Annotated in this window: 20 protein-coding genes; 12 read left to right on the forward strand and 8 right to left on the reverse strand. The window is 70.0% G+C overall.

The genetic code is table 11. The features are described 5' to 3' along the window. Positions 1–232: 232 nt before the first annotated feature. Positions 233–418, reverse strand: a complete 186-nt coding sequence (locus ABZT14_RS16330) for a thiocillin/thiostrepton family thiazolyl peptide (RefSeq protein ID WP_356302465.1) — start codon at positions 416–418, stop codon at positions 233–235. A 325-nt stretch (positions 419–743) separates the two neighbouring features. Here ABZT14_RS16330 and ABZT14_RS16335 point away from each other — a divergent pair, with 325 nt between their 5' ends. From ABZT14_RS16335 to nshR, 8 genes are all read left to right on the forward strand, one after another. Then, on the forward strand, positions 744–1295 hold the full coding sequence (locus ABZT14_RS16335; protein ID WP_356302468.1) for a DUF2867 domain-containing protein: 552 nt from the start codon (positions 744–746) through the stop codon (positions 1293–1295). A gap of 64 nt (positions 1296–1359) precedes the next feature. Continuing rightward, positions 1360–2202, forward strand: a complete 843-nt coding sequence (locus tag ABZT14_RS16340) for an SAM-dependent methyltransferase (protein ID WP_356302471.1) — start codon at positions 1360–1362, stop codon at positions 2200–2202. Between the two features lie 70 nt (positions 2203–2272). Continuing rightward, complete coding sequence (locus ABZT14_RS16345; protein WP_356302474.1) at positions 2273–3436, forward strand: acyl-CoA dehydrogenase family protein; 1164 nt, start codon at positions 2273–2275, stop codon at positions 3434–3436. A 174-nt stretch (positions 3437–3610) separates the two neighbouring features. Next, positions 3611–4018 (forward strand): ester cyclase, encoded by a 408-nt coding sequence (locus ABZT14_RS16350; RefSeq protein ID WP_356302476.1) that lies wholly within the window; start codon positions 3611–3613, stop codon positions 4016–4018. A gap of 15 nt (positions 4019–4033) precedes the next feature. Beyond that, positions 4034–5890, forward strand: a complete 1857-nt coding sequence (gene asnB, locus ABZT14_RS16355) for an asparagine synthase (glutamine-hydrolyzing) (protein WP_356302479.1) — start codon at positions 4034–4036, stop codon at positions 5888–5890. 81 nt (positions 5891–5971) lie between these two features. Continuing rightward, positions 5972–6802, forward strand: coding sequence for an alpha/beta fold hydrolase (locus tag ABZT14_RS16360; RefSeq protein WP_356302481.1), 831 nt, complete (start codon positions 5972–5974; stop codon positions 6800–6802). A 65-nt stretch (positions 6803–6867) separates the two neighbouring features. After that, positions 6868–7896 (forward strand): aminotransferase class I/II-fold pyridoxal phosphate-dependent enzyme, encoded by a 1029-nt coding sequence (locus tag ABZT14_RS16365; RefSeq protein WP_356302484.1) that lies wholly within the window; start codon positions 6868–6870, stop codon positions 7894–7896. A gap of 168 nt (positions 7897–8064) precedes the next feature. Further along, positions 8065–8886, forward strand: a complete 822-nt coding sequence (nshR, locus tag ABZT14_RS16370; RefSeq protein ID WP_356302487.1) for an NshR/TsnR family 23S rRNA methyltransferase — start codon at positions 8065–8067, stop codon at positions 8884–8886. Between the two features lie 163 nt (positions 8887–9049). On the opposite strand, the gene ABZT14_RS16375 is transcribed toward nshR, so the two are convergent. The 3 genes from ABZT14_RS16375 to ABZT14_RS16385 all read right to left on the reverse strand — a co-directional run bounded on the left by ABZT14_RS16375 (position 9050) and on the right by ABZT14_RS16385 (position 13051). Beyond that, positions 9050–10360: an MFS transporter gene (locus ABZT14_RS16375; RefSeq protein ID WP_356302490.1), complete on the reverse strand. Its 1311-nt coding sequence runs from the start codon at positions 10358–10360 to the stop codon at positions 9050–9052. Positions 10361–10391: 31 nt separating this feature from the next. Next, positions 10392–11801 (reverse strand): FAD-dependent oxidoreductase, encoded by a 1410-nt coding sequence (locus ABZT14_RS16380; protein ID WP_356302493.1) that lies wholly within the window; start codon positions 11799–11801, stop codon positions 10392–10394. A gap of 191 nt (positions 11802–11992) precedes the next feature. Next, positions 11993–13051, reverse strand: a complete 1059-nt coding sequence (locus tag ABZT14_RS16385; RefSeq protein WP_356302496.1) for a sugar-binding domain-containing protein — start codon at positions 13049–13051, stop codon at positions 11993–11995. A 349-nt stretch (positions 13052–13400) separates the two neighbouring features. Here ABZT14_RS16385 and ABZT14_RS16390 point away from each other — a divergent pair, with 349 nt between their 5' ends. Both ABZT14_RS16390 and ABZT14_RS16395 read left to right on the forward strand, forming a co-directional pair. Then, the gene (locus ABZT14_RS16390) at positions 13401–14447 is read left to right on the forward strand and encodes an ATP-binding cassette domain-containing protein (RefSeq protein WP_356302499.1); all 1047 of its coding nucleotides are present in this window, start codon (positions 13401–13403) and stop codon (positions 14445–14447) included. After that, positions 14444–15292, forward strand: coding sequence for an ABC transporter permease (locus ABZT14_RS16395; protein WP_356302501.1), 849 nt, complete (start codon positions 14444–14446; stop codon positions 15290–15292). The genes ABZT14_RS16390 and ABZT14_RS16395 overlap by 4 nt, the downstream gene beginning before the upstream one ends. 588 nt (positions 15293–15880) lie before the next feature. Here ABZT14_RS16395 and ABZT14_RS16400 read toward each other — a convergent pair. Continuing rightward, complete coding sequence (locus tag ABZT14_RS16400) at positions 15881–18673, reverse strand: LuxR C-terminal-related transcriptional regulator (protein ID WP_356302504.1); 2793 nt, start codon at positions 18671–18673, stop codon at positions 15881–15883. 338 nt (positions 18674–19011) lie between these two features. Here ABZT14_RS16400 and ABZT14_RS16405 point away from each other — a divergent pair, with 338 nt between their 5' ends. After that, the gene (locus ABZT14_RS16405) at positions 19012–19494 is read left to right on the forward strand and encodes an ATP-binding protein (protein ID WP_356302507.1); all 483 of its coding nucleotides are present in this window, start codon (positions 19012–19014) and stop codon (positions 19492–19494) included. Between the two features lie 13 nt (positions 19495–19507). Here the strand turns inward: ABZT14_RS16405 and ABZT14_RS16410 are convergent, their stop codons facing one another. Both ABZT14_RS16410 and ABZT14_RS16415 read right to left on the reverse strand, forming a co-directional pair. Further along, positions 19508–20332 carry a siderophore-interacting protein gene (locus tag ABZT14_RS16410; protein ID WP_356302509.1) on the reverse strand — a complete coding sequence of 275 codons (825 nt, stop codon included), beginning with the start codon at positions 20330–20332 and terminating at the stop codon, positions 19508–19510. Positions 20333–20411: 79 nt separating this feature from the next. Continuing rightward, on the reverse strand, positions 20412–22274 hold the full coding sequence (locus tag ABZT14_RS16415) for a DUF2264 domain-containing protein (protein ID WP_356303108.1): 1863 nt from the start codon (positions 22272–22274) through the stop codon (positions 20412–20414). A 188-nt stretch (positions 22275–22462) separates the two neighbouring features. Here ABZT14_RS16415 and ABZT14_RS16420 point away from each other — a divergent pair, with 188 nt between their 5' ends. Next, entirely contained in the window at positions 22463–23485 is a 1023-nt protein-coding gene (locus ABZT14_RS16420) for a hydroxyacid dehydrogenase (RefSeq protein WP_356302512.1), read from the forward strand. Here the strand turns inward: ABZT14_RS16420 and rarD are convergent. Continuing rightward, positions 23477–24499 carry an EamA family transporter RarD gene (gene rarD, locus ABZT14_RS16425; RefSeq protein WP_356302515.1) on the reverse strand — a complete coding sequence of 341 codons (1023 nt, stop codon included), beginning with the start codon at positions 24497–24499 and terminating at the stop codon, positions 23477–23479. The two genes, ABZT14_RS16420 and rarD, sit on opposite strands and share 9 nt — an antisense overlap. Positions 24500–24689 lie beyond the last annotated feature (190 nt).

Genomic DNA, 24689 nt, shown 5'->3' on the forward strand with positions numbered 1-24689 from the left:
GCTCAGATAGTGAGACCCTCGACACCAAAGTCCTGGTCGATGGCAATGACTCTCATTGCATCCGCCCTTCGGTCGGCTCATGGCCGCGTTCGCCCGGCTGTAGAAGGGCCGCTATCCGGCCCTCTTCGACCCCTCGGACCTGCCCGATTTGAGCGGGCAGGTCCGAGGTCCCGTAGGGCTATGCCCCACGGAGACTACTGGGAAGACCGAGCCCTAACGGACGCGATCCTCTTCAGGAGCTGCAGCTGCAGGTGCAGATGCAGGTGGTGCACGAGGCGGAGGCGATCATGGTCACGGTCAGGTCCTCGCCGTCGAGCAGCGTCTCGTCCATGTAGTCGCTGATTTCCAGTGCGTCGACGTCCAGGCCCGTGAGGCCCTCGACTCCGATTTCCTGGCTGATGCTGGTGGCATTGCTCATGTCGTTCACCTAGCCCTTTCGGCAATTTTGCGGCGCGTCCGTCGCGCCACATAAGGCCAGCCACGAGAACTTGCAGCAGGCCCCCGGGACGCTTGATCGCCCGGCTGTCGATGACCCTAAGCAATCTCGGCTTCATATGCACAAGGATCTTCGCGAATAAAACAACGTGATCTACATCACACGACTATCGGAGGCCACTCTTTGACGGAGCGTCAGATTCCGTTATAGGTTCGCTCCGGCGATGCGTTATTACGTCCGATTCGGCGCGTATTGACGTCTCATGGGCCGTGGGAGCGGCGATGCGATATTCGGGAAGTGCTCGCTTGTGAAAGTGGTAAAGTCCTCCATTCCGAACGACAGTGCTCTGGCGCGATTTCGTGACAGTGGTGAATATGCGCACGCCGAGGCGGCGGAATCGCAGCTTCCTGAGCATGTCGAGGTCGACGCCAGGGAGCTCGCCCGGTTGACCATGGATCGCCCGAGCCTGACCCCTGAGAAGGCCTTCTGGCTGGTCGACTTGTGGATACAGGTTCAGGCGTTCGTGCTTCGCCCCTTCGGCGTCAAGCCGAACACCATGCGCAGTAAGAGGGCGCAGCCCCTACCCGAGGTGGGCGGGCGGCTCGGTCCTTACGAGGTGTTCGAGGCTAGCGAGCGTGAGGTGCTCCTCGGTGACATGGACAAGTTCCTGGAGCACCGCATGTCGTTCATCGTCGCCGGAGGCAGGGCGTACATCGGTGTCGTTCTGCGGACCAGGAACAAGGCGGGGGACGCCTACTGGGAGCAGTTCCGTCACAACCAAACTCAGATCCTGCATGAGTCCCTTCATCGCGGGCTGACCCGGGCGACGGGCGCCGACGACTCGGTTGAAAGTCACTGAAGGCGACCAAACGGAACAGGTCACCCCGTCGGGCGTGCCGCCCGGCTCGTAGGAGAAGAGCACCATGTCGAGTTTGATCGAGACCGCGCATTGGATCGCCTGCGCTCGGGCCGCCGAGTCGCTTCGTTCTGACCGCCTGTTCGACGACCCGCTCGCGGTGGAGTTCGTTCGTCGCGCCGATCCCGAGTTGTACGCGCGACTGAGTTCCGAACCGAGTTCACGCTTCGATGTTCTCGCGGTGCGAACCAAGTTCTTCGACGATTGCCTGCTGGACGCCGTCGCCGATGGCTCTTCCTGCCAGGTTGTCGTTCTTGCTGCCGGCCTAGACAGCCGGGCGTTCCGCCTCCCGTGGCCGGCGGGCACCACGCTCTACGAAGTGGACCTGCCCGAGGCGCTCCAGGCGAAGGCCACACTCCTTAAGGACTGGGCCGGTGTCTCTGAACAGTGCCGTCGCGTTTCCGTCAGCGCCGACCTGACCGGGGAATGGCCGTCCGCGCTGCTCGACGCCGGGTTCTCTGAGGAGCTCCCCACGGTGTGGCTGGCCGAGGGCGTTCTTTACTATCTGACCAGGGGCCAGGTGGATGCCGTAGTTGGGCAAGTGACCGAACTGTCGGCTCCCGGCAGTACCTTCCACCTGGAGCAGGTCAACGACGATCTCTATCGTGCACCGTGGATGCGGGACTGGTTGCGTCAGATGCGCGAGGAGGGGCGTCCGTGGCTCTCCGGGGTGGCTGATCCTGAAGCGTGGCTCGCCCGGAGCGGCTGGCGAGCTCTTGTCCGTGAGCCGTGTGACCTGGCAGCGGCGGCAGGGAGATCGGTGCCGCGTACCCCACCACGAGAGGTCCCTGGAGCCGCTCGTACCTGGCTGATCTCCGCAGATTTGGCGACTGCGGCGATCTCTGTGTGAACATCTCCTGAAACTGGAGTCTTCTATGCGACCTCTCATCACCCAGACCGCACGGCGACGTCATGTCGCGATGGCGGAGGAGATGGCGGCAACTTTCCATGAGCAGGCTGCTGAGTACGACAGGACGGCCGCGTTCCCGCACCGGAACATTGACGCTCTCCGGGAGGTCGGCTACCTAAAGTTGACCGTCCCCGAGGAACTTGGCGGGCTGGGTGGAGATCTGAGCGATATGGCCGCCGCCCAGGAACGACTGGCGACTGGGTGCGCTTCGACGGCGCTCGCCGTCAACATGCACCTGTCCATGGCCGGGCAGATGGCGAGGAACTGGCGGACTACCGGTGATGAACGCGCCCGCCAGATGCTCAACGACATCGTGGACGGTCGTGTGATCCTCATGGGGGCCACGGCGGAGCCGGGTCACGCGCTCGTACGGAGTACCGGGGCCAAGGCCCGCAAGGTCGAGGGCGGTTATCTGGTCACGGGCGACAAGACTTTCGGAACGGGCTCGGCGGTCATGACACACATGACGTCGATGGCGGAGTACCGGGAGCATCCCGAAGGCCCACACGTTCTCGTGTTCCGCGTTCCTGCCGACCGTCCTGGGGTCCGTGTAGTGCAGGGCACCTGGAACAGCGCCGCTCTCCGAGCCACCCGCAGTGACAACGTCGAACTCCGCGACGTCCTGGTCGCTGAGGAGGAGGTTCTCACAAGCTACCCCGTCGGCACTCTGGACGGTTCGTTGTTGCAGACACTGTGGGGCTGGGCCATGCCCACGTTCGCAGCGGTCTATCTTGGAGTTGCGGTGGGAGCGTTCGAGCAGTGCGTGCGAGACGTCCGGAACCGTGACTGGGAGGACCTCCCCTATGTGCGGGTGCTGGTCAGTGAGTGCGAGGCGCTGGTTGAGACCTCCCGCGCGGTCATCGAGCGGACGACACGTGAAGTCATGGGCAACGACCTGTGGGACTCTCTCAGTGTTCAACAGGGTATGGCGCGCGTTGTGTTGGCCAAGACCGTGGGCACCAACAACGCCGTAGAGATCGTCGACCGCGTGAGTCGGATCGTCGGCACGCCGGCTTTGCGTCCCGGCTCGGTGTATGAGCGTGCCCATCGGGACGTACGTGCCGGGACCATGCATCCGTATAACAACTCGGACGCCTGTGAGCTCATCGCCGCGACGGTGTTCGAAACCGAGGTCGCCCCGGCGGTCCCACCTCGTCTGGACAGGCTCGCCTAGTGCGGCGCGGGTCGATGTGTGCCCATCTACGTGGTGCCCTCCGCCCGTGCTGAGAGGTGATATCCAAGACACTTCCTGGCAAGGCCGGTTCGCCGCAGCGGGGCCGGCCCTGGTGACGCGGCACTCATCGGCAGCCGAAAACTCCTGATCAGACTGAGTGGAAGGTGATCAACCGTGGACAGAGAAAGCGTACAGCGACTCATGAACCATTTCCTGGCGGCGTACAACGAGGGAGACGTAGGCCACCTGGACCACTGTCTGCACCCGGACTACAGGCATCCGAACCCAGCGGTCGAGCGGGGAATCGGGGGGATGCGCGCGGCGGTCAGCCGCTGGGCGGCCTCGGTTGAGGATCTGAGCCTCACCCTCGACGATCTCGTCGTCGAAGGAGACAAGGTCGTCGCACGTATGACGTTCAGCGGTCGGCAGGTCGGCACGATTCTCAACATCCCGCCGTCCGGTAACAGGTTCTCCGTCGGACTGATCGACATCTTCCTCGTCGAGGACGGATTGTTCGCCCAGCACTGGGACGAGATGGACCTGCTCGGGCTGCACCGGCAGCTCGGTGCGCTTCCCGCCTAGGAGCTAGGAGGACACATGTGTGGCATCACGGGTTGGGTCGCCTTCGAGCGGGATCCTGGCGCACACCGTTCTGCCGTGGAGGCGATGACGGAGACCATGGCCTGTCGTGGACCGGATGCCGGAGGAGTCTGGTACGGCAACCACGTGGCCCTCGGACACCGGCGGCTCGCCGTCATCGACGTGGCCGGGGGCGCACAACCCATGGCGGCGGAGAACGACGGGCAGGTCTCGGCCGTCATCTCCTATAGCGGCGAGGTCTACAATTTCGCCGAGCTTCGGGAGCGGCTCCGCTCTGCTGGCCACCGGTTCCGCACCCGCAGTGACACCGAGGTCGTACTCCGTTCCTTCCAGGAATGGGGCCTTGACTTCGTCCGGCACCTGTCTGGCATGTTCGCCTTTGCGCTGTGGGACGCGCACACCCAGGAGCTCCTGTTGGTCCGTGACCGGCTGGGAATCAAGCCGCTGTACTACTACCCGACGCCGGACGGCGTGCTTTTCGGATCTGAGCCGAAAGCGATTCTCGCCCACCCTGAGGCGCATGCCCGGTTGAGCTCTGCCGGCCTGCGGGAACTGATGACATGGGCGAATACTCCCGGGCACGCGATCTTCGACGGCATGTTCCAGGTGCGTCCGGGGCACCTCCTCCGGGTCTCCCGCGAGGGCGTCACCGAGACCGTGTACTGGGCGCTTGAGGCGCGTCCACACGAGGCCGACCTCGACACCACGGTCGGCCGGGTTCGTGAACTGTTGCAGACTGCGGTGACGAGCCAGACCGTCGCAGACGTTCCGTTGTGCTCGCTACTCTCCGGTGGCCTGGACTCCAGCTCCGTGGCGGCGTTTGCCGCTCAGGCGCTGCGAACGCGTGTGGAGGAGCCCCTCCACTGCTTCTCGGTCAGCTTCTCTCCCGCCGGTGGGGCGGATCTGGCTGCCGCCGAAGGAAGCGGCATGGAGGACACCGACTACGCGGCGATATTGGCCCACCACATTGGTGCCTCACACGGGGCCATCGCGCTCGACGCGGGGAAGCTGTCCGACCCCGCAGCACGTGCCGCCGTGCTCCGCGCCCGCGACCTGCCGCAGGGCCTCGCGGACATGGACACCTCCCTGTACCTGCTGTTCGCGGCGATCCGGCAGCGTTCCACGGTCGCACTGTCTGGCGAGGGCGCCGACGAGCTTTTCGGCGGATATCCGTGGTTTCACGATGAGAAGGCGACGCGGGCACGCTCCTTCCCGTGGATGCATGTACCGTCCGCTGGTGCCGCGCGGGGCCCCTCGTTCCTCGACCCGGCGCTGCCCGAACGGCTTTCGCTGGACGAGTACCGTGCCGACCGGTACGCGGAGGCAGTGGCCGATGTTCCCGTCCTACCTGGTGAGCCGGAGCAGGAACGACGTATGCGGGTCGTCAGCTACCTATTCCTCACCCGTTTCCTTCCCATGCTCCTGGAGCGCAAGGACCGCATGAGTATGGCCGTGGGTCTGGAGGTGCGGGTTCCTTTCTGTGATCACGCGCTGGTGGAGTACGTGTTCAACGTGCCCTGGTCGATGAAGAGCTTCGACGGGCGGGAGAAGAGCCTGTTGCGGTCGGCCGTCGCGGTAGATCTCCCGGAGTCCGTACTTGCCAGGAAGAAGGAGCCTTACCCGACGATCGCCGATCCGCATTACGACCAGCTACTCAAGGGCAGGCTGGCGGATCTCATGGACGACGGCGCGGCGCCGGTGCGTGCGCTGATGGACGAAAAGAGCGCGTTGGAGGCCTTCGATGCGGTCCAGAAGGCCTCACCGGAGGAACTGCGCTTCCTCCGCGTCGGCTTCGAGTCACTGATAAGGATCAACGACTGGATGAGTAAGTACAGGGTGGAAATGGCGGACTGACGGCGCGCGAGAGCGATAGGTGCCTGTTTCGGGTGACGCGCGCAAGAAGATTTGAGCAGCTAAGCAAAGGGAGATAAGGCGATGGTCGAGGACACGGAGCGACGGTTCGCTGGGGTGCGCCATCCGATCCACACGCACATATGGGCCAACCCGAACCCTCGGTACATCGTGGTCTTCGTTCACGGCTACGCCGACCACGCGGGGCGCTACGGGGACCTGGCAGGCGCGCTGACACGGCACGGTGCCACTGTCCACGCCCCTGACCACATGGGAAGCGGGAAATCGGGCGGAGAACGCGCGACCATCGAGGACTACGACGAACTCGTCGACGACCTCCATGCGGTGGTGGACCATGCGCGCGATGACCATCCCGACCTGCCTGTGGTCATGATCGGGCACTCGATAGGGGGGATGGTGGCGACGCGCTACGCGCAGCGGCGCGCCGACGGCCTCTCTGCGCTCGTCCTGGCCTCCCCAGTGCTCGGCTCCTGGCACACCGCGAGCTCGCTGCTGGCTCTCGAGGAGATTCCCGAGATGCCGTTGGACGTCGGTGCGGTGATGTCCCGGGACCCCGCCGAGGCGGCACGTTACAACGAGGATCCGTTGGTCTGGCACGGTGCCTTCGTCAGGAAAACGCTGGAGTCGGTCGTCGTCTGTCTCGACAGGGTTAATGACGGCGGAAGTCTGGGTTTTCTCCCGACTCTCTGGCTGCACGGAGGCGCTGACCCTCTGGCGCAGCTTGAGGAGACCCGGAGCGGAGTGGCGAAGGTCCGCGGCTTCCATCTCTCCGAGCGGGTCTATCCAGAGGCGTTGCACGGAATATTCCACGACCTGGATAGGGACCGCGTAACAGCGGATATCACCGCTTTCGTCGACGACGCGTTGAGCGCTTCCGACAGCGCGAAAGGCTGATTCAGACGGCGCAGCACGCACTGCTTCGACAGTGGTCCCGACGGTGAACCGGGGAAAGGCGTGACATGGCAGGTACAAGAGGCCCCATACCCCCCGGGGGCGGGCATCGACTCTCCCTGAATGAGATGCCAGATGTCCCCGTGGCTGAGCTGCGCGAGCTGGTCCAGGCATCGCTGCGGGAAGTGAACCGCTATCCCGACCCTTTTTCTGGCAGGCTGACCGGTGCCCTCGCGGACCTCTTCTCTGTACCGGAGTCGGAGGTGGTCGTCGGCTCGGGTGCCGCGTCCCTACTCCAGTGTGTCATCCAGTGGGCAGCACCACACGAGGGCGAAGTGGTGTACGCCTGGCCGTCGTTCGACGTGTACCGTCTGGTCGTGGAATCGGCCGGTGCCGTCCCGGTAGAGGTTCCACTCCGGCAGCACAGGCACGACCTGCCCCAAATGCTCGATCGCATCACCCACGACACACGGGCTCTCGTGCTGTGTAACCCTCACAACCCTACGGGGACCGTGCTGGACACGGCCGAGATGCTCTCATTCCTTCGCAAGGTTCCGCAGCACGTGGTCGTCGTGTTGGACGAGGCTTATCGAGAGTTTGCTGGGGACCACGACACCCCTGACGGGGGTGAGATCTATCGGGACGTACCCAACCTGGTCGTTCTGCGGTCCTTCTCTAAGGCGTACGGGCTGGCGGGGTTGCGCGTCGGGTTCGCCCTTGCGCGCAGGGACGTGGCGGAAGCATTGCGCGGGAGGGTTCTCCCCTTCGCGGTGAGTACAGTCGCTGAGGCAGCCGCACGCACCGCACTCAGTCGCAGGTCCGATGTGCTCCGGCAGATCGAGCGTGTGGTCGCAGAGCGGGACCGCCTCACCGGACAACTCGTCCGGCATGGCCTGGCGGTGGTGCCCTCGGCAGCGAACTTTCTTTGGTTGCCGATCGGTTCCAGCGCTCCGCTGTTCGCCGAGCGGGCGGCACGGGACGGATTGCACGTGCGTGCCGTTCACGAGGAGGGCGTCCGCGTCACGGTGGGTGGCGTCGAGGCTAACGACGCGTTCCTGCGCTTCGCCCTTCGGTGGGTGAGGCGGCATATGGAGTAGCCGGTCGCTCTTCTCTCCTGGTGCGATGCGTTGACGCCAGCCGGGCTCCCAGCCGCGTCAGCTGCCTGTTCGCGTCCGGTCCGCTACGGATTGGGTCCAGACTAGGACGTCCATGTTGGGAGGCTATCCGCTGATGAGGGGCTCCGAGGCTCGCGATAAAGTTCCACCATGACCAGCCTTGATGTCATCAACGAGAGGTCCGATCCTGCCGTACAGAGGATCATCGACGTGACGAAACACTCGCGGTCGGTGGTCCGTACGGCGTTGATCGAGGACCCTGAGCCCCTTCTCCAGAGTGTCCGCGCCGGGTTGGACTTCATCGAGATCTACGGGATTGAGAGCACTCCGGTGCCGAGTGAGCTGCTTTCCGCCTGCGAGGAGCGGCACATTCCCGTCCGTCTGATCGGTTCCTCGATCGTCAACCAGGTATTCAAGGCTGACAAGAAGCCCAAGGCGTTCGGAATCGTCCGGGTGCCGAAGCCACATCGTTTCGATGATCTGGCCAGCGTCACCGGCGATCTCATCGTGCTGGACGGGGTGAAGATCGTCGGCAACATCGGCGCCATCGTGCGTACGTCGTTTGCACTTGGCGCCGGGGGCATCGTGCTCGTGGACAGCGACCTCGTCAGTATCGCGGACCGCCGCCTAGTCAGGGCGAGCCGAGGCTATGTGTTCTCGCTCCCGATCGTGCTGGCATCGCGGACGGAGACCATCGACTACCTTCGGGATAGCAGAATGCGGTTGGTGGCTTTTGACGCGGACGGGAAGCTCACCGTCGGCGATCTCCGCGCCACCGACGAGCGGTTGGCCCTGTTGTTCGGCAGCGAGAAGACGGGCATGTCGAGTAGCTTTGGGGATCTCGCGGCCGACTCGGTGTCGATCCCTATCAACCCCGCCGCCGAGTCGCTCAATGTCTCCGTCTCCGCCGGGATCGCGCTACACGAGAGGTCACGCCGGAACCTGCCGGCTAGTGGGGGAGCCGCGCGGTAGAGGCGCACGCAGTCCCGTCGGTGTGCCTTGACAAACCCACCGCCAGATCGGCCCCGTGCCTCAACGCGACCTGGCCGGCCATACGGGGACGCGGCCGAGGACTTTCGCGGCTGCCGCGCTCCAAGCAGACGCGTAGTTCGGGTGGGCTCTCCGCCGCCCACGCTCACGGCCGCAACGGCGTGGGCGCGGGTACCGGGGCCTCGGTCACCTCGTCCCCGCTGAACGACAGGTGCCGGCCGTCCCGCAGCCCGGCCAGCCCGGCGAGGGACAGCAGGCACAGCGCGATCATCAGCAGGGACAGCGCCCAGGTGCCCCCGGTGGCCGAGGTGAGGGCCGCCGCCACGAACGGGAGGGTGCCGCCGGCGAGGGCGGCGGCGAACTCCCGGCTGACCGCCACCCCGGTGTAGCGGACCCGGGTGTCGAACTGCTCGGGCAGCAGGGACGCCTGGGAGCCGAGCATCAGGTCGTTGGCGAAGGTGAGGACCAGGGTCATGGCGATCCACACCGCCCAGGAGTGCCCGGTGTCCAGCAGCCAGAAGAACGGGAACGCCAACAGCGCGCACAGCACGGCCCCGGCCGCGAACACCGGCCGTCGACCCCAGCGGTCGGACAGCGCCCCGGACAGCGGCAGCGTCACCATCTTCACCGAGTTGGCGATCAGCAGCCCCACGGTGCCCACGCTGGCGGCCATGCCCAGGTCCTCCTTGACGTAGGTCAGGGCGTAGACGCTGGGGACGTAGGTGGCCACGTTGGGGCCCAGGTTGGTCAGCAGGCACAGGCCCAGCTTCCTCGGCTCCCTCCGCACCAGGTCCAGGGCCGGGTAGGACTCGCGGGCTCCCTTGCGGCGGGTCTCCGCGAAGGCCGGGGTCTCGGTGACCCGCAACCGGATGTAGAGGCCCACCGGAAGGATCAGGATGCTCAGCAGGAACGGCACCCGCCACCCCCAGCTGAGCAGCTGGTCGTCCGGGAGCAGGGTGAACGGGGTGAAGACGGCCGCCGCCAGGATCACGCCCAGCCCGTTGCCGGTGGGCGGGATGGCCGCGTACAGGCCCCGCCGGTGGGGCGGCGCGTGCTCGGCGGCCATCAGCGCCCCGCCCGCGTACTCCGCGCCGGCGCCCAGGCCCTGGAGGACGCGGAGGAACACCAGCAGGACCGGCGCCGTGACACCGATGCTGTCGTAGCTGGGGATCAGCCCCATCAGGGTGGACGCCACCGCCATCAGACAGAGCGTGACCACCAGGACCTTCTTGCGTCCCAGCCGGTCCCCGAAGTGGCCGAACAGCAGGCCGCCGAAGGGCCGGGCGAAGAAGCCCACGGCGAAGGTCGCCAGCGCGGCGAGGGTGCCGACCAGGGGCTCCTGGTCGGGGAAGAACACCTTGTCGAAGACGAGGGCGGCGGCGGTCCCGAAGAGCATGAAGTCGTACCACTCCAGGGCGGTACCCACGGTGCTCGCGGTGACGACACGACGGATCATGACGGTGGTCCCTTCGTACGGGCGCGCGGCCTCAGCCGCCGAGCCGGGCGGACTCGAAGCGCGGGCCCAGATAGGCGCCCTGGTCGAGGAGTTGACGTTGGAGGGCGGGCACGTCGACCGCCCGGGGGTCGACCCCCTGCCGCAGGGCGAGGGCGGCGGCGGTACCGGCGGCCTCACCCATCGCGAACGACGGCGGCATCACCCGGATCGCGGCCAGCGCCTCGTGGGTGGCCGAGACGCAGCGCCCGGACAGCAGCACGTTGTCCAGGTCCCTCGGCACGAGGGTGCGGTACGGGATCTCGTAGACGTTGGCGGTGGGCGGGATACCGTCGTCGAACGGGCCCTCGGGGCCGGTGGGGCTGTGGATGTCGACCGGGTAGCCGGCCACCGCCACGGTGTCCTCGAAGGCGTGCCCCGAGGTCAACTCCTCCAGGGTCAGCAGGTGTTCGCCCCGGACACGCCGGGTCTCGCGCACCCCGATGGTGGCGGCGGTGTCCAGCAGCTTGCAGTTCCCCATCCCCGGCAGCCACTCGTGGAAGAACCGCAGCAGCTCGGTCACCTGACGTCGGGCGGTCAGCTCCCCGGTGGTCAGGTCCGTCGCGTCGGTGCCGTCCAGCCCCAGCACCCGGGTGGTGTTGATCCGCCACACCCCCGGCTCCAGCGTCTTGAACAGCTGGACGCCCCGCCGGGGAAGCCGGAACGCCCCCTCCTCCCGGGCCCGCTCCACCAGCCCCTGGAAGGGGAACCGCTCCTCGGGGTGGGCGCGCTGGTAGGCCCGTACCTCCTCGTCGTCCACCTCGCTGACCCGGAAGAACAGGGTCATCGGCTGGGTCTGCCCGTCCCCCTCCCGGCCCATGTCGAAGCCGGCACCGGACCAGGCGGCGATGTCGCCGTCCCCGGTGCAGTCGATCACCGTGGTCGCCGGCAGGACGCTGGGGCCGCTCTTGTTGGCGACCACCACACCGGTCACCTGACGGCCCTCGGTGAGGGTGTCGACCACGAAGGTGTGCAGCAGCAGTTCGACGCCCGCCTCCTGGCACATCTCCACCGCCACCGACTTGGCGGCCTCCGGGTCGAAGGGGGTGACCGCCTCGTGGCCGTAGACCATGAAGCCCGAGTAGGGGCTGCCGGAGCGGGTCTCGGAGGGGTGGACGGCGCCGCCCACCTCGGCCATGCGCCGGACGAACTCGTCGAAGACGCCCCGCACCAGCTGCGTCTGACCGTCCAGGGAGAACGACGTCATACAGGGGCCGACCAGCCCGGCGGTCAGGTTGCCGCCGAGGAAACCGAACCGTTCGACCAGGCGCACCGAGGCGCCGTTGCGGGCGGCGGCGAGGGCGGCACCCAGCCCGGAGGGGCCACTGCCCACCACCAGGACGTCGACGGGCGCCGCTTCCGGCAGTTCACGGCTGTAGGTGCGGCGGGGCGTGCGAGAGGACATGCGGAAGCGACCTCCGGGACGTGGTGGGAGTGGGGAACGGGCCTGGTCGAGTGCGGCTCGTGGGCCGGGCGCTCCCCTCGATGCCCGACACCATGCACCCGGTCCCGCACGTTTCACCAGGGTTACGCACATATGTGCACGGTGAGCCGATCGTGCGTCTGATCAGGTACGGAGCCCGCACGCGAACCCGCTCAACGGTGCTCCAGGGCGGCGATCAACAGCCGGGCCGTCCGCTCGTCCAGCACCAGGTGGCTGACGTAGCCGCCCTCCAGCGCGGCGACCAGGGCGGGGATCTTGTGGTCGCCGGAGACCGCGCAGATCCGGTGGTCCACCTCCCGCAGCCGGTCCAGGTCGGGGCCGCTGGTGCGCTCGTTCAGCCGGATGCCGTGGTGGCTGCCGTCGGCCCGCAGGAAGACCGTGGCGATGTCGCCCACGGCCCGGTCCCGGGCCAGGGAGGCGAAGTCCGAGTCGTCCAGGAAGTACCCGGCCAGATACGGGCTGCTGGGCACCCCGTCGGTCACCGTCCCCACGCTGAACAGGGCCGCGTCGGCGGCCAGTTGGAGTTCGGTGACCCCCCGCACCGCCCGCTCGGCGAACAACGCCCGCTTGGTGTCGGCCGAGTCGAAGAACAACGGCGTCGGCAGCTGCCGCACCACCGCGTCGAAGGCCGTGCCGAACGCGGAGAACATCTGGTGGGAGTAGTGCGTCCCGGTCACCCGGGAGTTGCCCGCGCCGTTCAGCTGCACGATCTGACAGTTGTGCACCGGCTTGGGGATCAGACAGTGGCTGATCGCGTTCACCATCGTGCCCCAGGACAGCCCGATGACCATGTCCGAGTCGAACACCGAGTTGATCACCCGCGCCGCCTGGATCGCGGTCAGCTCCAGCCGCTCCACGTTGCTGGCCGTCGCCGGCACCCGCACCACGTGCGCCCGCACCCGGTACCGCTCCCGGATACGCTGCTCCGCCTCCGCCACCCGGGACGCCGGCCGGTGCACCCGGATCTCCACCAGCCCGGCCTCCCGGGCGTAGCTCAACAGCCGGGAGACGGTGGAACGGCTGGTGCCCAGCTCCTTGGCGATCGCCCCCATGGTCGAACCCTGGAGGTAGTACCGCTGCGCCGCGCGCAGCGCCGTCTCGACCCGCTCACCCGGAGCGGGCTCGGACAACGGCCCGTGCTCCCCCTCGGGCCGCCGGCCACCGTCCACGGGACCACCGGGGGAGGCGCCGGGCGGGTTCGCGGCTCCCATCCGGCGATCGTACGACAACCCGGACAAGCCGGCCCCGCCCCGCCGGCCCGCCCCTGGTCAGCCCCCCGGCCGATGTCAGTGGCGGCCGTCACACTCGTCGAAGAGGTGGCCGACCGATGAGTTCTCCCCGCCCGCGCCGTCTGCCCACCACGACAGCCACCAGCCACCCCACCGCACTCCTCCGCCAAGAAGGCCGAACCATGACACAGCCATCCCGCCACCGGGGCACCCACTCCCCGCCGCCCCGGACGAAAAACCCGTATCCCCCAGGCACGATCGGTGCTGTCCTGGGAAGCGGCCACACATCCTCGCGACGCCCGGCGTCGACCACCGTCAGGGGTGAGCACGCGTGAAGGGTTCCCACAACGGACCGGCCATCGAGACCCACGGCCTGGTCAAGGTCTTCGGCGACAACCGCGCCGTGGACGGGGTGGACCTCAGCGTCCAACCCGGCACGGTCTACGGCGTACTCGGCCCCAACGGGGCCGGCAAGACCACCGCCGTACGGATGCTCGCCACCCTGCTGCGCCCCGACGCCGGGGAGGCCCGGGTCTTCGGGCACGACGTGGTGCGCGAGGCCGACGCGGTACGCAGCCGGGTCAGCCTCACCGGACAGTACGCCTCGGTGGACGAGGACCTCACCGGCGCGGAGAACCTCGTGCTGCTCGGCCGGCTGCTGGGCCACCGGCGGGCCGCCGCCCGGGACCGCGCCGCGCAGATGCTCCACGCGTTCGGGCTCGCCGAGGCCGCCGACCGCCAGGTGAAGAACTTCTCCGGGGGTATGCGCCGCCGGCTGGACATCGCCGCCAGCATCCTCAACACCCCCGACCTGCTGTTCCTGGACGAGCCCACCACCGGCCTCGACCCCCGCAGCCGCAACCAGGTGTGGGAGATCATCCGGGCCGTGGTGCGGATGGGCACCACCGTCATGCTCACCACCCAGTACCTCGACGAGGCCGACCAGTTGGCCTCCCGGATCGCGGTCATCGACCACGGCCGGGTCATCGCCGAGGGCACCAAGGGTGAGCTGAAGGCCTCCGTGGGCGCCGGCAGCGTGCACGTACGGCTGCACGACCCGGCCCAACGGGCCGAGGCCCAGCGCCTGTTGGCCAAGACCCTGGACGCCGAGGTGCAGTTGGAGCCGGACCCGGTCGCCCTCACCGCCCGGGTGGGCGGGGCCGGCACCCCCTCCACCAACGGGGACTCCGCCCGGACGGCCGCCAACGGCGCCGGGGCCGCCGCGGAGCAGGCCTCCCGCGCGCTGGCGGAACTGGCCCACGCGGGCATCGTCGTCGACAACTTCGCCCTGGGACAGCCCAGCCTGGACGAGGTGTTCCTCGCCCTCACCGACCGGCCCGCCGACCACTCCCACGACCCCAAGGAGCCCACGCCATGACGACCGCTCCCACCACCAAGTCGCCGGAGTTGGCCCCGGTCACCGCCGAGAGCCTGGTCAGCGTGCTGGACACCGGCGAACGTCCACCCCGCCCCAGCGCCCTGTCCGCCTCGCTGACCTTCGGCTGGCGGGCCATGCTCAAGATCAAGCACGTGCCGGAGCAGCTGTTCGACGTGACGGCGTTCCCGATCATGATGACGCTGATGTTCACCTACCTCTTCGGAGGGGCGATCGCCGGTTCGACGGGGGACTACCTCCAGTTCGTCCTGCCCGGGATCATGGTGATGAGCGTCATCATGATCACGATGTACACCGGGGTCGCGGTCAACAACGACATCGAGAAGGGCGTCTTCGACCGCTTCCGCACCCTGTCCGTCTGGCGCCCGTCCACCATGGTCGGCTACCTCCTGGGCGACGGCTTCCGGTACACCATCGCCTCCCTGGTGATCCTCACCGTCGGGCTGATCCTCGGGTTCCGCCCCGAGGGCGGCGCGGCCGGGGCGGCGGCCGGGATCGTCCTGCTGGTGGCGTTCTCCTTCGCCTTCTCCTGGGTGTGGACCATGTTCGGTCTGCTGCTGCGCAGTGAGAAGTCCGTGATGGGCGTCAGCATGATGGTGCTGTTCCCGATGACCTTCCTCAGCAACGTGTTCGTCGACCCCAGGACCATGCCCGGCTGGCTCCAGGCCTTCGTGGACGTCAACCCGGTGGCCCACCTGGTCGCCGCCGTACGCGGCCTGATGGCCGGGGAGTGGAACGCCGGGGAGATCACCTGGGTCCTGGTGTCCGGGGCCCTGTTCACCGTGGTGTTCGGCACCCTCACCATGCGGCTGTACAACCGCAAGTAGGCCGCCCCCACCCCGGCATCGGCCCGACCCCGGCCCGGGTCCGTCCAGCCCCCCGCGCCCTGCGGGCCGGCCATCCCGGCGCCGGTCGGGGGTACGGGGATGTGGGTGGTGTCGGGGGTGGACGTGGGGTCAACCGCCCCCGGCCGGCCCCTGTGGGGCTGGTTCCGGGTGGGGCGCCAGGGGCGCACGAGCGACCCCGCCCCCCTGCGGTCGTCGCTGTCGGGGTGGGCGCGTGGTGGTCGTACGGGTTCGGGGCGGCTGCCGGCCGGGGCCCGGACGGTGGGGGAGCGGGGAGCCGTCACCGTGGCGTACGGGCCTCGCCCCGAGCTGGCCGGGGTGCCCCGCGTACCGTCCACCTTCTGGGGCCCGCCCCGTCGGGGGCGACCATCGAGGGGCCGCACTGACCCGCTGTCGACCCCGGTGGACGGCCGGCGCCGCTGGGCACCGCCTGCCCCACGGTGGCCCGCGCCCTGCGGGGCGCCCATCCCGGCGCCGGTCGGGGGTGCCGTGCGACTCAGGCGGACCGGCCCGATCGGTCCGGGCAGGACCGGTCTGACCGACCAGACCTGGTCAGGTCGGTGAGGTCGGTCAGGGGGTGCGTTCCTGCTCGGTGAGCCGGCTGAGGTCCTGCCGGGACTCGGCGCCGAGTTTGCGCAGCGCCCGGGCCACGTGCTGCTCCACGGTGCGGGACGACAGATGCAGGGTGGCCGCTATCTCCCGGTTGGTGAGGCCGCCCCCGGCGAGGGTGGCCACCTCCCGTTCCCTGGGCGACAGTTCCATGCCGTAGCCGGGCCGGCCCGGGGGCCGGGGCTCCAACTGGTGGCGGGTGCGCAGGGCGGCCCTGGCCCGGGCGGCGTCCCAGCTGGCGCCCAGCCGGTCCAGCAGTTCGACCGCCTCCGCCAGGTCGTCCCCGACGGCACCGGGCGGGGCGCCCTCGGCCTCCAGGGCGCAGCGGGCGGCCCGTTCCAGACAGAGCGCGGTGTCGTAGGGGCGGGGGAGGGTCCGGTAACCGGCGGCGGCCTCCCGGAACAGCCGGGTCGCCGCCTCCGGGTCGCCCTCGCCCTCGGCGAGCATCGCCCGGCACATGGCCAGGGCCGGCGCCACGTTGGGGGCGGACCGGCCGGCCACCTCGGTGCGGTACTCGGTCACCCACTCCTGGGCCAGCCCCGCCCGGTCGACCCGGATCAGGGCCTCCACCGCCCAGGGGGCCAGCTCGGTGGCCCACACCCACACGCCCTTCTCCCGTACCCGGGCCCAGGCGTCCTCGGCCTCGGCGGCGGCGGACTCCTCGTCCTGCCGGGCCAGCGCCAACCGGATGCGCAGGCTGGAGGCCGCCGCCATCAACGGGACCGCGCCGCTGCTGAGCGCCAGCACGCTGGGCGGGGCCAGGCACTGTTCGACCACCACCCACTCGCCACGGGCCAGGGCGATACGGCCCAGCACCAACTGGGCGTCGCTGGCCGCGAGGGAGCCCTCGCCGGCCTCGTTGACCTGGGTGCGGGCCCGTTCCACCAGCCCGGCCCAGCGGCCGGTGGCCCAGTCCAGCAGCAGGGTGGTGCTCCAGCCGGTGCGTTCGGCGTGCGCGGCCCCGGTACGGGCGGCCAGGTCGCGGCCCCGGTCCAGCAGTTCGTAGGCCCGCTCGTACCAGCCGATCCACACCGCGCCGTCCGCCGAGTTGCACATGCCGCGCGCCGCGTGTTGGCGGCAGGCCAACTCCTCGCTGTCCCAGGGGAGACGTTCCACCTCCTCCCAGGCGTCGGGGTCGCCGATGTTGACCAGGATGGCGGTCCGGTTGGCCTGCACCGCCGCCTGCACCACCAGGTCCCCGCTCTCCTTCGCGGCGGCCAGGGCCCGCTCTATCCAGCGCAGGTTCTCCGCCAGGGTGCCGCCCGGCCAGTACGGCATGGCCAGCGAGGACATCGCCCGGGCGGCGAGCCCGGGCCGTTCCCGCAACTCCTCGGTGGCGCGGGCGAGTTGGACCCGGCTCTCCTCGAACAGGCCGGCCTGGCTGGTCAGCAGCAGCCCCAGTTCCAGCCGCATCTCCCCGCGCAACTGGTCGGGCAGGAACACGTCCGCCACCAGCCGGCGCAGTACCCGTACCGTCTCGTCGTCCCGCAGTCCCACCACCGCGTTGCGCGCCAGCAGCAGCACCAGCCGGGTCCGCTGCTCCCGGGGCAGGGCGGAGTGTTCGAGGGTCTCCTCCAGCAGCCGGATCGCCAACTGGTGCTCCCCGGCGGCCGAGGCCTCCTCCACGGCCCGTTCGACCGCCCGCAGCAGCCCCCGTACCTGGCCGCCGGCCCGGCGGTGCCGCGCCAGGGCGGCCCAGTCCACCGGCTGACGTCGGGCCAGTACCCGCGCCGCCCGGGCGTGGGCCTCCCGTCGTACGGGGCCGGGTACCACCTCGTACACCGCCGAGGCGGCCACCGGAACCGTGAACCCGCAGCGGCCGTCGCCCCGTTCGCCCAGTACCGACGCCCGGTCGGCGGCCAGCAGGCCGGCCCGGGCGGCCGAGGGCTCCAGGTCCGCGACCTCGCGGAGTTCCTCCACGGTCGCCGGCTCGTCCAGTACCGCCGCCGCCGACACCATCGCCCAGGCCCGCTCGTCCAGGGCGGCCAGGCGGCCCAGCACCAGTTCGGCCAGCCGGGGCGGTGAGGGCAGGGCGTCCAGTTCCAGCGAGGTCAGACGGCGTGGGCCGTCCCCGTCCCGCAGCATCCGCAGCAGGTCCACCACCACCTGGGGCACCCCCGCGCCACGGCGCCACAGCCGCTCGGTGAACCTCGGCTCACAGCGCCCCTCGCCCAGGGCCTCCTCCGCCAGGGCCCGCACCTCGTCCTCGGTCAGCGGGGGCAGACAGAACCGGACGATCTCGGCGTCGCCGGGGTACTCCACGGCCATCCCCAACGGCAGCCCGGCCAGGGGCAGTTCCTCGGGTCGGAAGGTCAACAGGGCGCGCAGCCCGGGGGGTGCGAGTTCCAGCAGCCGGCGCAGGGCCAGCCGTACGGGTTCGGGGGCCAGATGGACGTCCTCGACCACCAGCAGGGTCGGCGTACGGGCCGACAGCAACTCCTCCAGGGCGGTACCGGGATCGGGGGGAGGGGCCTCGGCGTCCGGGGCGGCCGAAACGGCCTGGGTGTTTTCGGGGGCGCGCGCCGGGGTGGCCCGCGCCGTCCCGTCCAGGGGGCGGGGTCCGTGCCGGGTGAACCGTACGGCCAGGCCCACCGGCCAGCGGCAGCCCTGGTCCAGCAACCGGTTCACCAGCCGGGTACGGCCCGCGCCGGCCGTACCGGACAGCAGCACCACCACCGGGTGCCGCGCCTCGGACTCCAGCAGCCGACGTATCGCGGGGCCCCTGTCACCCGTACCGCCCGTAGCGCCTGTCATCGCCAAGCCGTCACCCCTCTCTCCGGGCACGCCCCGGGGCACGTCCCACGGGAGTACCCCCGTCGGGTAGAGCGAGGTCCCCGCCGTTCTACCCGGGTAGACACGCTACGGAGATAACGCGCACCAAAACTACCCCCGGTACGCGACCCGGCCCCCGGGTTAATTGCGTATCCGTACTTCCGGCCCTCTGATTGTGTCCGAGCGTGATTTTGACCACTGTGGTGGGCAACCGGTTCCCGTCTGGGGCCGCTCAGACGACCAGGAACCGAGGTGCACCCACCGCCCGAGTCCCCACCGACCGCCTGACCCCCACCAGGCGGAACCCGCCGGGAAACCACATGCGCACTGCCCAGGCAACCCCCACTGCCGAACCCCCCACCCTCAGCAGTGTCGGCGACCAGTCCGTGGAATCCTCCAAGGAGTCCGCCACGCCAGGCACGGACGTGTTGACCGTACCGGTGACCGCGCAGGCGGTCGCCCTGCTGAGGAGGCGTGCGCGTGTGGCCTCCCGCCGATGGGCGCTGTCCGAGGACGTCGAGGACGCGCTGTGCGTGGTGGTGACCGAACTGGTCACCAACGTGCTGCTGCACAGTGGCAGCGCCCGCGTCACCCTGCGGCTGGCCGTCGGCCACCGTGGGGTGACGGTCGTGGTGGAGGACTCCGGGCGGTGGCGGTCCCGGCTGGGTGTCCGCCGTGCCGTGGCGGACGCCGGCGCTCCCTGCGGCCGGGGGCTTCCCCTGGTACGCGCCCACACCCGGGCCCTGCGGGTGCTGCGCAGCCCCCACGGCACCCGGGTGCACGCGCGGATACCGACGAGTTGACGTCACCGGGGCCTCAGCGCCAGTAGCCGGTGAAGGTGATCGCCTCCTTGGCCAGACCCCGGTCGTCGACCAGGTGCCGGCGCAGCCCGGACACCATGGACTGGGCGCCGGCCAGGAAGGCGTAGCCCGGTCCCTCGGGCAGTTCGGCCTGCCGCACCGCCCGCAGGGCCAGGGTTCCGGTCGGCTCCGAACCGTCCCGCCGGGGCAGCCAGTTGAGCCGTACGCCCTCCGGTAGCTCCAGCTTCTGGGCGTCCTCGGGGTGGGGGATCTCGACGAACACCTCGGCCCGCAGCTCCTCGCCGGCGGACCCGATGACGCCGGCGATGGCCGGGAGCGCGGTCTCGTCTCCCACCAGCAGCTGCCAGCGTGCGTCGGGGGTGGGCTGGTAGGTGATGCCCTCGTCGTACAGCACCAGCGGGTCCCCGGGCCGCGCGGTGGTGGCCCAGCGGGTGGCCGGACCCATGTGGCCCTCGGCGTCCTGGTGCAGGGCGAAGTCGATGTCCAGTTCCGCGCCCTCGCCGTGGACGCCCCGCCCGGGCTGGCGGAAGTCGCGCACCGTGTAGTTGCGGCCCACCGGCCGGTTCTCCCGGGACTTCAGTGACTCCAGCATGTACTGGGCCACCCAGGTCTGGCTGTTGCTCGGCGCCCTGAGGACGCCCCGCCCGTTCGGCAGGAACAGCCGGAACCACTGGTCGTAGCCCATGGGTTGGAACCGCGCGAGCTGTGGGCCGCCCACCGTGACCCGTACGAAGTGGGGGGAGAGCTGTCTGCTGGCGAGCACCTCGGCGCGCAGGAACTCCCGACGGGACGGCTTGACGTACTTGCTGCGCTTGGCCATGAACAAAGGTTAGCCTCACCTAAGTGAAAGCTTAAGGGGGTGGCCACCCCCCACCCCGGGTCACCCCCGGCGGCCCTCGTCAGCCCGCCTCCACCCGTGGCAGATCCTCCTCCCACCGCAGCCACCACACCGCGCCGTCCGCCCAACGCACCTCCAACACGCCCTGGTCCAGGCCCAGTTGGACCAGGTGCCGCAACGGCTCCGGGTCCGGTTCGGCGGTCAGCGAGGCCGCCGCCACGAACAGCGCACCGGCCCGATCGCCGACCCGCCCCCGCACCAGCGGCACCAGCGGACGCCCGGCCAACGGCGTCGCCCCACCCACCCGCCACCCCACCCCATCCCGGTACCCGGGCCCCGGCAGCAGCGCCGACGTCAACCCCGGCCCGGCCGCCCAGCCCGTCTGCCGCACCCCGGTGCCCGGCTCGGCCCCCACCACCCGGTGCGCCCGCACCTCCACCCGACCCCGCGCCAGGGTCACCGACACCACCCGCGTACCCGACAGCTCCCGGCCGTCCCCACCCAGGGGCACATGCGCCGAGGCCGCCCAGCCCGCACCCACCCCCAGCGGCTCCAGGGGACCCCGAACCGTCCACGCCCCCCGATGCCACAGCGCGAAGTGGTTGTCCGCCAGCCCCTCCACCGCCGGGCCCTCACTCGTCGGCCCGGTCGCCGTGGAGTAGGCGAACCGCCCGTAGTACGGGTCCGGGGGAGGGGACACCGAGACGCTGCCGTGGTTGTGCAACCGCACCAGCCCGTCTACCGCCGTCGACTGGGCCAGCCACCCCGGCGCCGCCAGCGCGGTCACCCGGTCCGCCCCCTCGGACGGCTGCGGCTCCTCCACTTCCGTCCACACCGGATGCCCCGCCGGCGCCAGCAACCCCAGCAGCCCCTTGCTGGCCCAGTACGGGGAGGCCGGCCCCGAGTAGCCCTGCACCATCGGCGGATGGGGACCGTGCCAGCCCAACGACAGCAACCCCCGCCCGTCCGGCGCCCCGTGGTCCACGAAGTGCCGCAACACCCCCGACGCCAGCCGCCGGGTGGCGCCCGCCGACAGCGGGCCGTACCCGGTCAGCGCCCCCAGCCACGGGGCCGCCACCGTGGCGAACCGGTACGTCAACGAACGACCGAACACCAGCGGGGAACCCTCCGTGCCGAACAGCCGCGTGAAGCCCTCCAGATGCGCCCGCAACCGCGCCCCGTACCGCTCCAACAGGGCCGCGTCACCGGACAGATGGGCGTGCAGCACCGGATAGAAGTGCAGCGCCCAACCGTTGTAGTGGTCGAACGCCCGGTTGTCCCCGTCGCTGTACCAGCCCCCGCCCCGGTACCACTCCTCGATCCGCTCCAACCCCCGGTCCACCGCCCGGTCCGCCCGCTCGGTCTCGACCCCCACCTCCCGCAGGAAACCCCCCACCGTCAACCCGAACAGCCACCAGTTGTTGTCCACCGGCGACGGCCCCAACGACGGCAGCAACCACGCCACCACTCGCTCCCGTACCCCCTGCGGCAACCGCTCCCACAACCACGGACGGGTCACCCGCAGCGCCAGAGCCACCGACGCCGACTCCACCCTCGCCTGCCGCACCTCGCCCACCAACGGCCAGGACTCCCGGTCACCACCGGTCCACCCCCGCACCGCCGTGGGCCGCCGCGTACCCGACTCCAACCCCCGGGCGTACCACTCCAGATGCCCCCACGGATCCCGCCCCCCGGCCCCGGCCACCCGCCAGGCGGCGGCCAGCAGCGTACGGGCGAACCCCTCCAACCCGTCCGAACGGACCCCCGACACACTGGGGCGCCCACCCGGCAACGGAACCAGCCCGTGCCCCGGCGAGGCATGGGCCCGCACCGCCCCCACCAACCCGTCACAGACCGCCTCCCAGTGCCCACGGGTCCACCCCGTGTACGGGCTCAGCCCCCGATCCTCCGGCGGCAACGACAAGACCGGCGACACCAACGGAACCTCCCCGACCGGGGCGACAACGGGCGCGGCCAGCCTCACCGGCACCCCACCCCACGTCAACACGGCCCGCCCACACCCCCCGAGCCGTTCTTGACTTCGCCCCGCCCCACCAGCAGGATCACCGCCGCACCTCCCCGACCCCACCCCCACCGGTCAGGAGCCGCACCATGTCCACCCCACGCCGCCCCGCACTGCTGCTCGCCATGGACCCCGACATCGCCCGCCGACTCCTCACCCCCCACCACCGCGAACGGCTCACCCGACTCACCCACACCGACCCCGACCTGGTCGCCGACCGCCTCGACCACCCCACCCCCGAGGTCGCCGCCGCCCTCGCCGAAGCCGAACTCCTGCTCACCAGCTGGGGCGCGCCCCCGCTCACCGCACCCGTACTGGAAGCCGCCCCCCGACTCCGGGCCGTCGTCCACGCCGCCGGATCGGTACGGCACCACGTCACCGACGCCTGCTGGCAGCGCGGACTGGAGATCACCACCGCCACCGAGGCCAACGCCCAGCCGGTCGCCGAGTACACCCTCGCCGTCATCCTCCTCGCCAACAAGGGAGTCCTCCACGCCGCCCACCACTACCGGCACCTACGAGCCCCCCACGACTGGCACCGCGCACTCGAACACCACGGCAACTACCAGCGCACCGTCGGCGTCATCGGCGCCTCCCACATCGGCCGCCGCCTGATCACCCTCCTCCGCCCCCACGACCTGCGCGTCCTGCTCCACGACCCCCACCTCAGCGACGAACAGACACGGCAACTCGGCGCCGAACCCGCCGACCTCGACCACCTGTGCGCCCACAGCCAGGTGGTCACCGTCCACGCCCCCCAACTCCCCAGCACCCACCACATGATCGGCGCCCACCAACTGCGGCTCATGCCCGACGGCGCCACCCTCGTCAACACCTCACGGGGCTCCCTCGTCGACGAACAGGCCCTCCTGCCCCACCTGCGCGACGGCCGACTCCACGCCGTACTCGACGTCACCGAACCCGAACCCCCGGCCCCCGACTCACCCCTCTACGACCTGCCCAACGTGCTCCTCACCCCCCACGTCGCCGGCTCGCTGGGCAACGAACTCCACCGCCTGGCCGACCACGCCCTGTCCGAGATCGAGAACCACGTCCACGGACGCCCCTTCGCCACCCCGGTCGACCCCGCACAACTCGGCCGGTCAGCCTGACCGCTCCTCGTCCCGCACCGACTCCCCACCAAGCTGCGCCAACTCCCCGGCCGCCTCCGCCGGTTCGGCCACCACCGGCGCCGGGCGGCCCGCGCCGCCCGCCCGCGCCACCGCCCGCGCCGCCACCCGGGAACGGCGCGCCTGCCGCAGGGCGTCCGTGGTCAGCACCGCCAACGCCAGCCACACCAACGCGAAACCGGCCAACCGCTCCGCCGGCATCTCCTCGTGGAAGGCCAACACCCCCAGCACGAACATCGACGCCGGCGCCAGATACTGCAACAACCCCACCGTGCTCAACGGCAACCGCACCGCCGCCGCCCCGAACAGCACCAGAGGGATCGCCGTCGCCAACCCCGAGACCGCCAACAGCAGAGTGTGGCCCGGCCCCTCGGCCAGGAACGTCGACTCCCCACGGGACGCCAGGAACACCAGGTACCCGGCGGCCGGAAGGAACAGCACCGCCGTCTCCGCGGTGAACCCCTCCACCCCGTCCAACCGGATGCGCTTCTTCACCAGCCCGTACGTGGCGAAACTGAACGCCAGCACCAGGGACACCCACGGCAGCCGCCCGTACGCCACGGCCATCACCACCACCGCGCTCACCCCCATCCCCACCGCCACCCACTGCGTCGGCCGCAACCGCTCCCGCAGCAGCAGCACCCCGAACGCGATGGACACCAGCGGGTTGATGAAGTACCCGAGCGAAGCCTCCAACACCCGGCCCACCGTCACCGACCAGATGAACAGCCCCCAGTTGACGGAGATCACCGTGGCCGCCACCACCACCAGCGCCAACCGACGCGGATCCCGCACCAGCGGACCGATCCACGACCAGCGCCCCGCCACCGCCAGCATCGCCACCGCCACCGGCAACGCCCACACCATCCGGTGCCCCAACACCTCCGTGGCACCGGTCGACTCCAGCAGATGCCAGTACAGCGGCATCAACCCCCACAGACCGTAGGCGCCGAAGCCGTACAGCAAACCCGTGCGGTGTTCGGCCTGAGCAGCCAAGGCAGCCTCCTCGCTGGTGCGGTGACCTCGACGGTAACGCCCACCCCGAACCGCCGTCATCCGCGTTCCGGCATACGGTCCTGACGCGGACGGCCTCACCCGGGGGACGCACCCGGCGCCCGCCCGACGCGCACCCGGCCCGCACAAGGGAAACGGCCCGGATCCCCAGGATCCGGGCCGCCCCCACAGC

This window comes from Streptomyces sp. NPDC005438, assembly GCF_040606315.1.
Lineage (GTDB): Bacteria > Actinomycetota > Actinomycetes > Streptomycetales > Streptomycetaceae > Streptomyces.

Coding starts and splice junctions, on each gene's coding strand:
- ABZT14_RS16360 (WP_356302481.1), top strand. CDS start 5,972: ATGGTCGAGGACACGGAGCGACGGTTCGCTGGGGTGCGCCATCCGATC.
- ABZT14_RS16375 (WP_356302490.1), bottom strand. CDS start 10,360: ATGATCCGTCGTGTCGTCACCGCGAGCACCGTGGGTACCGCCCTGGAG.
- ABZT14_RS16330 (WP_356302465.1), bottom strand. CDS start 418: ATGAGCAATGCCACCAGCATCAGCCAGGAAATCGGAGTCGAGGGCCTC.
- asnB (WP_356302479.1), top strand. CDS start 4,034: ATGTGTGGCATCACGGGTTGGGTCGCCTTCGAGCGGGATCCTGGCGCA.
- ABZT14_RS16420 (WP_356302512.1), top strand. CDS start 22,463: ATGTCCACCCCACGCCGCCCCGCACTGCTGCTCGCCATGGACCCCGAC.
- ABZT14_RS16380 (WP_356302493.1), bottom strand. CDS start 11,801: ATGTCCTCTCGCACGCCCCGCCGCACCTACAGCCGTGAACTGCCGGAA.
- ABZT14_RS16395 (WP_356302501.1), top strand. CDS start 14,444: ATGACGACCGCTCCCACCACCAAGTCGCCGGAGTTGGCCCCGGTCACC.
- ABZT14_RS16340 (WP_356302471.1), top strand. CDS start 1,360: ATGTCGAGTTTGATCGAGACCGCGCATTGGATCGCCTGCGCTCGGGCC.
- ABZT14_RS16345 (WP_356302474.1), top strand. CDS start 2,273: ATGGCGGAGGAGATGGCGGCAACTTTCCATGAGCAGGCTGCTGAGTAC.
- ABZT14_RS16400 (WP_356302504.1), bottom strand. CDS start 18,673: ATGACAGGCGCTACGGGCGGTACGGGTGACAGGGGCCCCGCGATACGT.
- ABZT14_RS16405 (WP_356302507.1), top strand. CDS start 19,012: ATGCGCACTGCCCAGGCAACCCCCACTGCCGAACCCCCCACCCTCAGC.
- ABZT14_RS16365 (WP_356302484.1), top strand. CDS start 6,868: ATGGCAGGTACAAGAGGCCCCATACCCCCCGGGGGCGGGCATCGACTC.
- ABZT14_RS16410 (WP_356302509.1), bottom strand. CDS start 20,332: ATGGCCAAGCGCAGCAAGTACGTCAAGCCGTCCCGTCGGGAGTTCCTG.
- ABZT14_RS16385 (WP_356302496.1), bottom strand. CDS start 13,051: ATGGGAGCCGCGAACCCGCCCGGCGCCTCCCCCGGTGGTCCCGTGGAC.
- nshR (WP_356302487.1), top strand. CDS start 8,065: ATGACCAGCCTTGATGTCATCAACGAGAGGTCCGATCCTGCCGTACAG.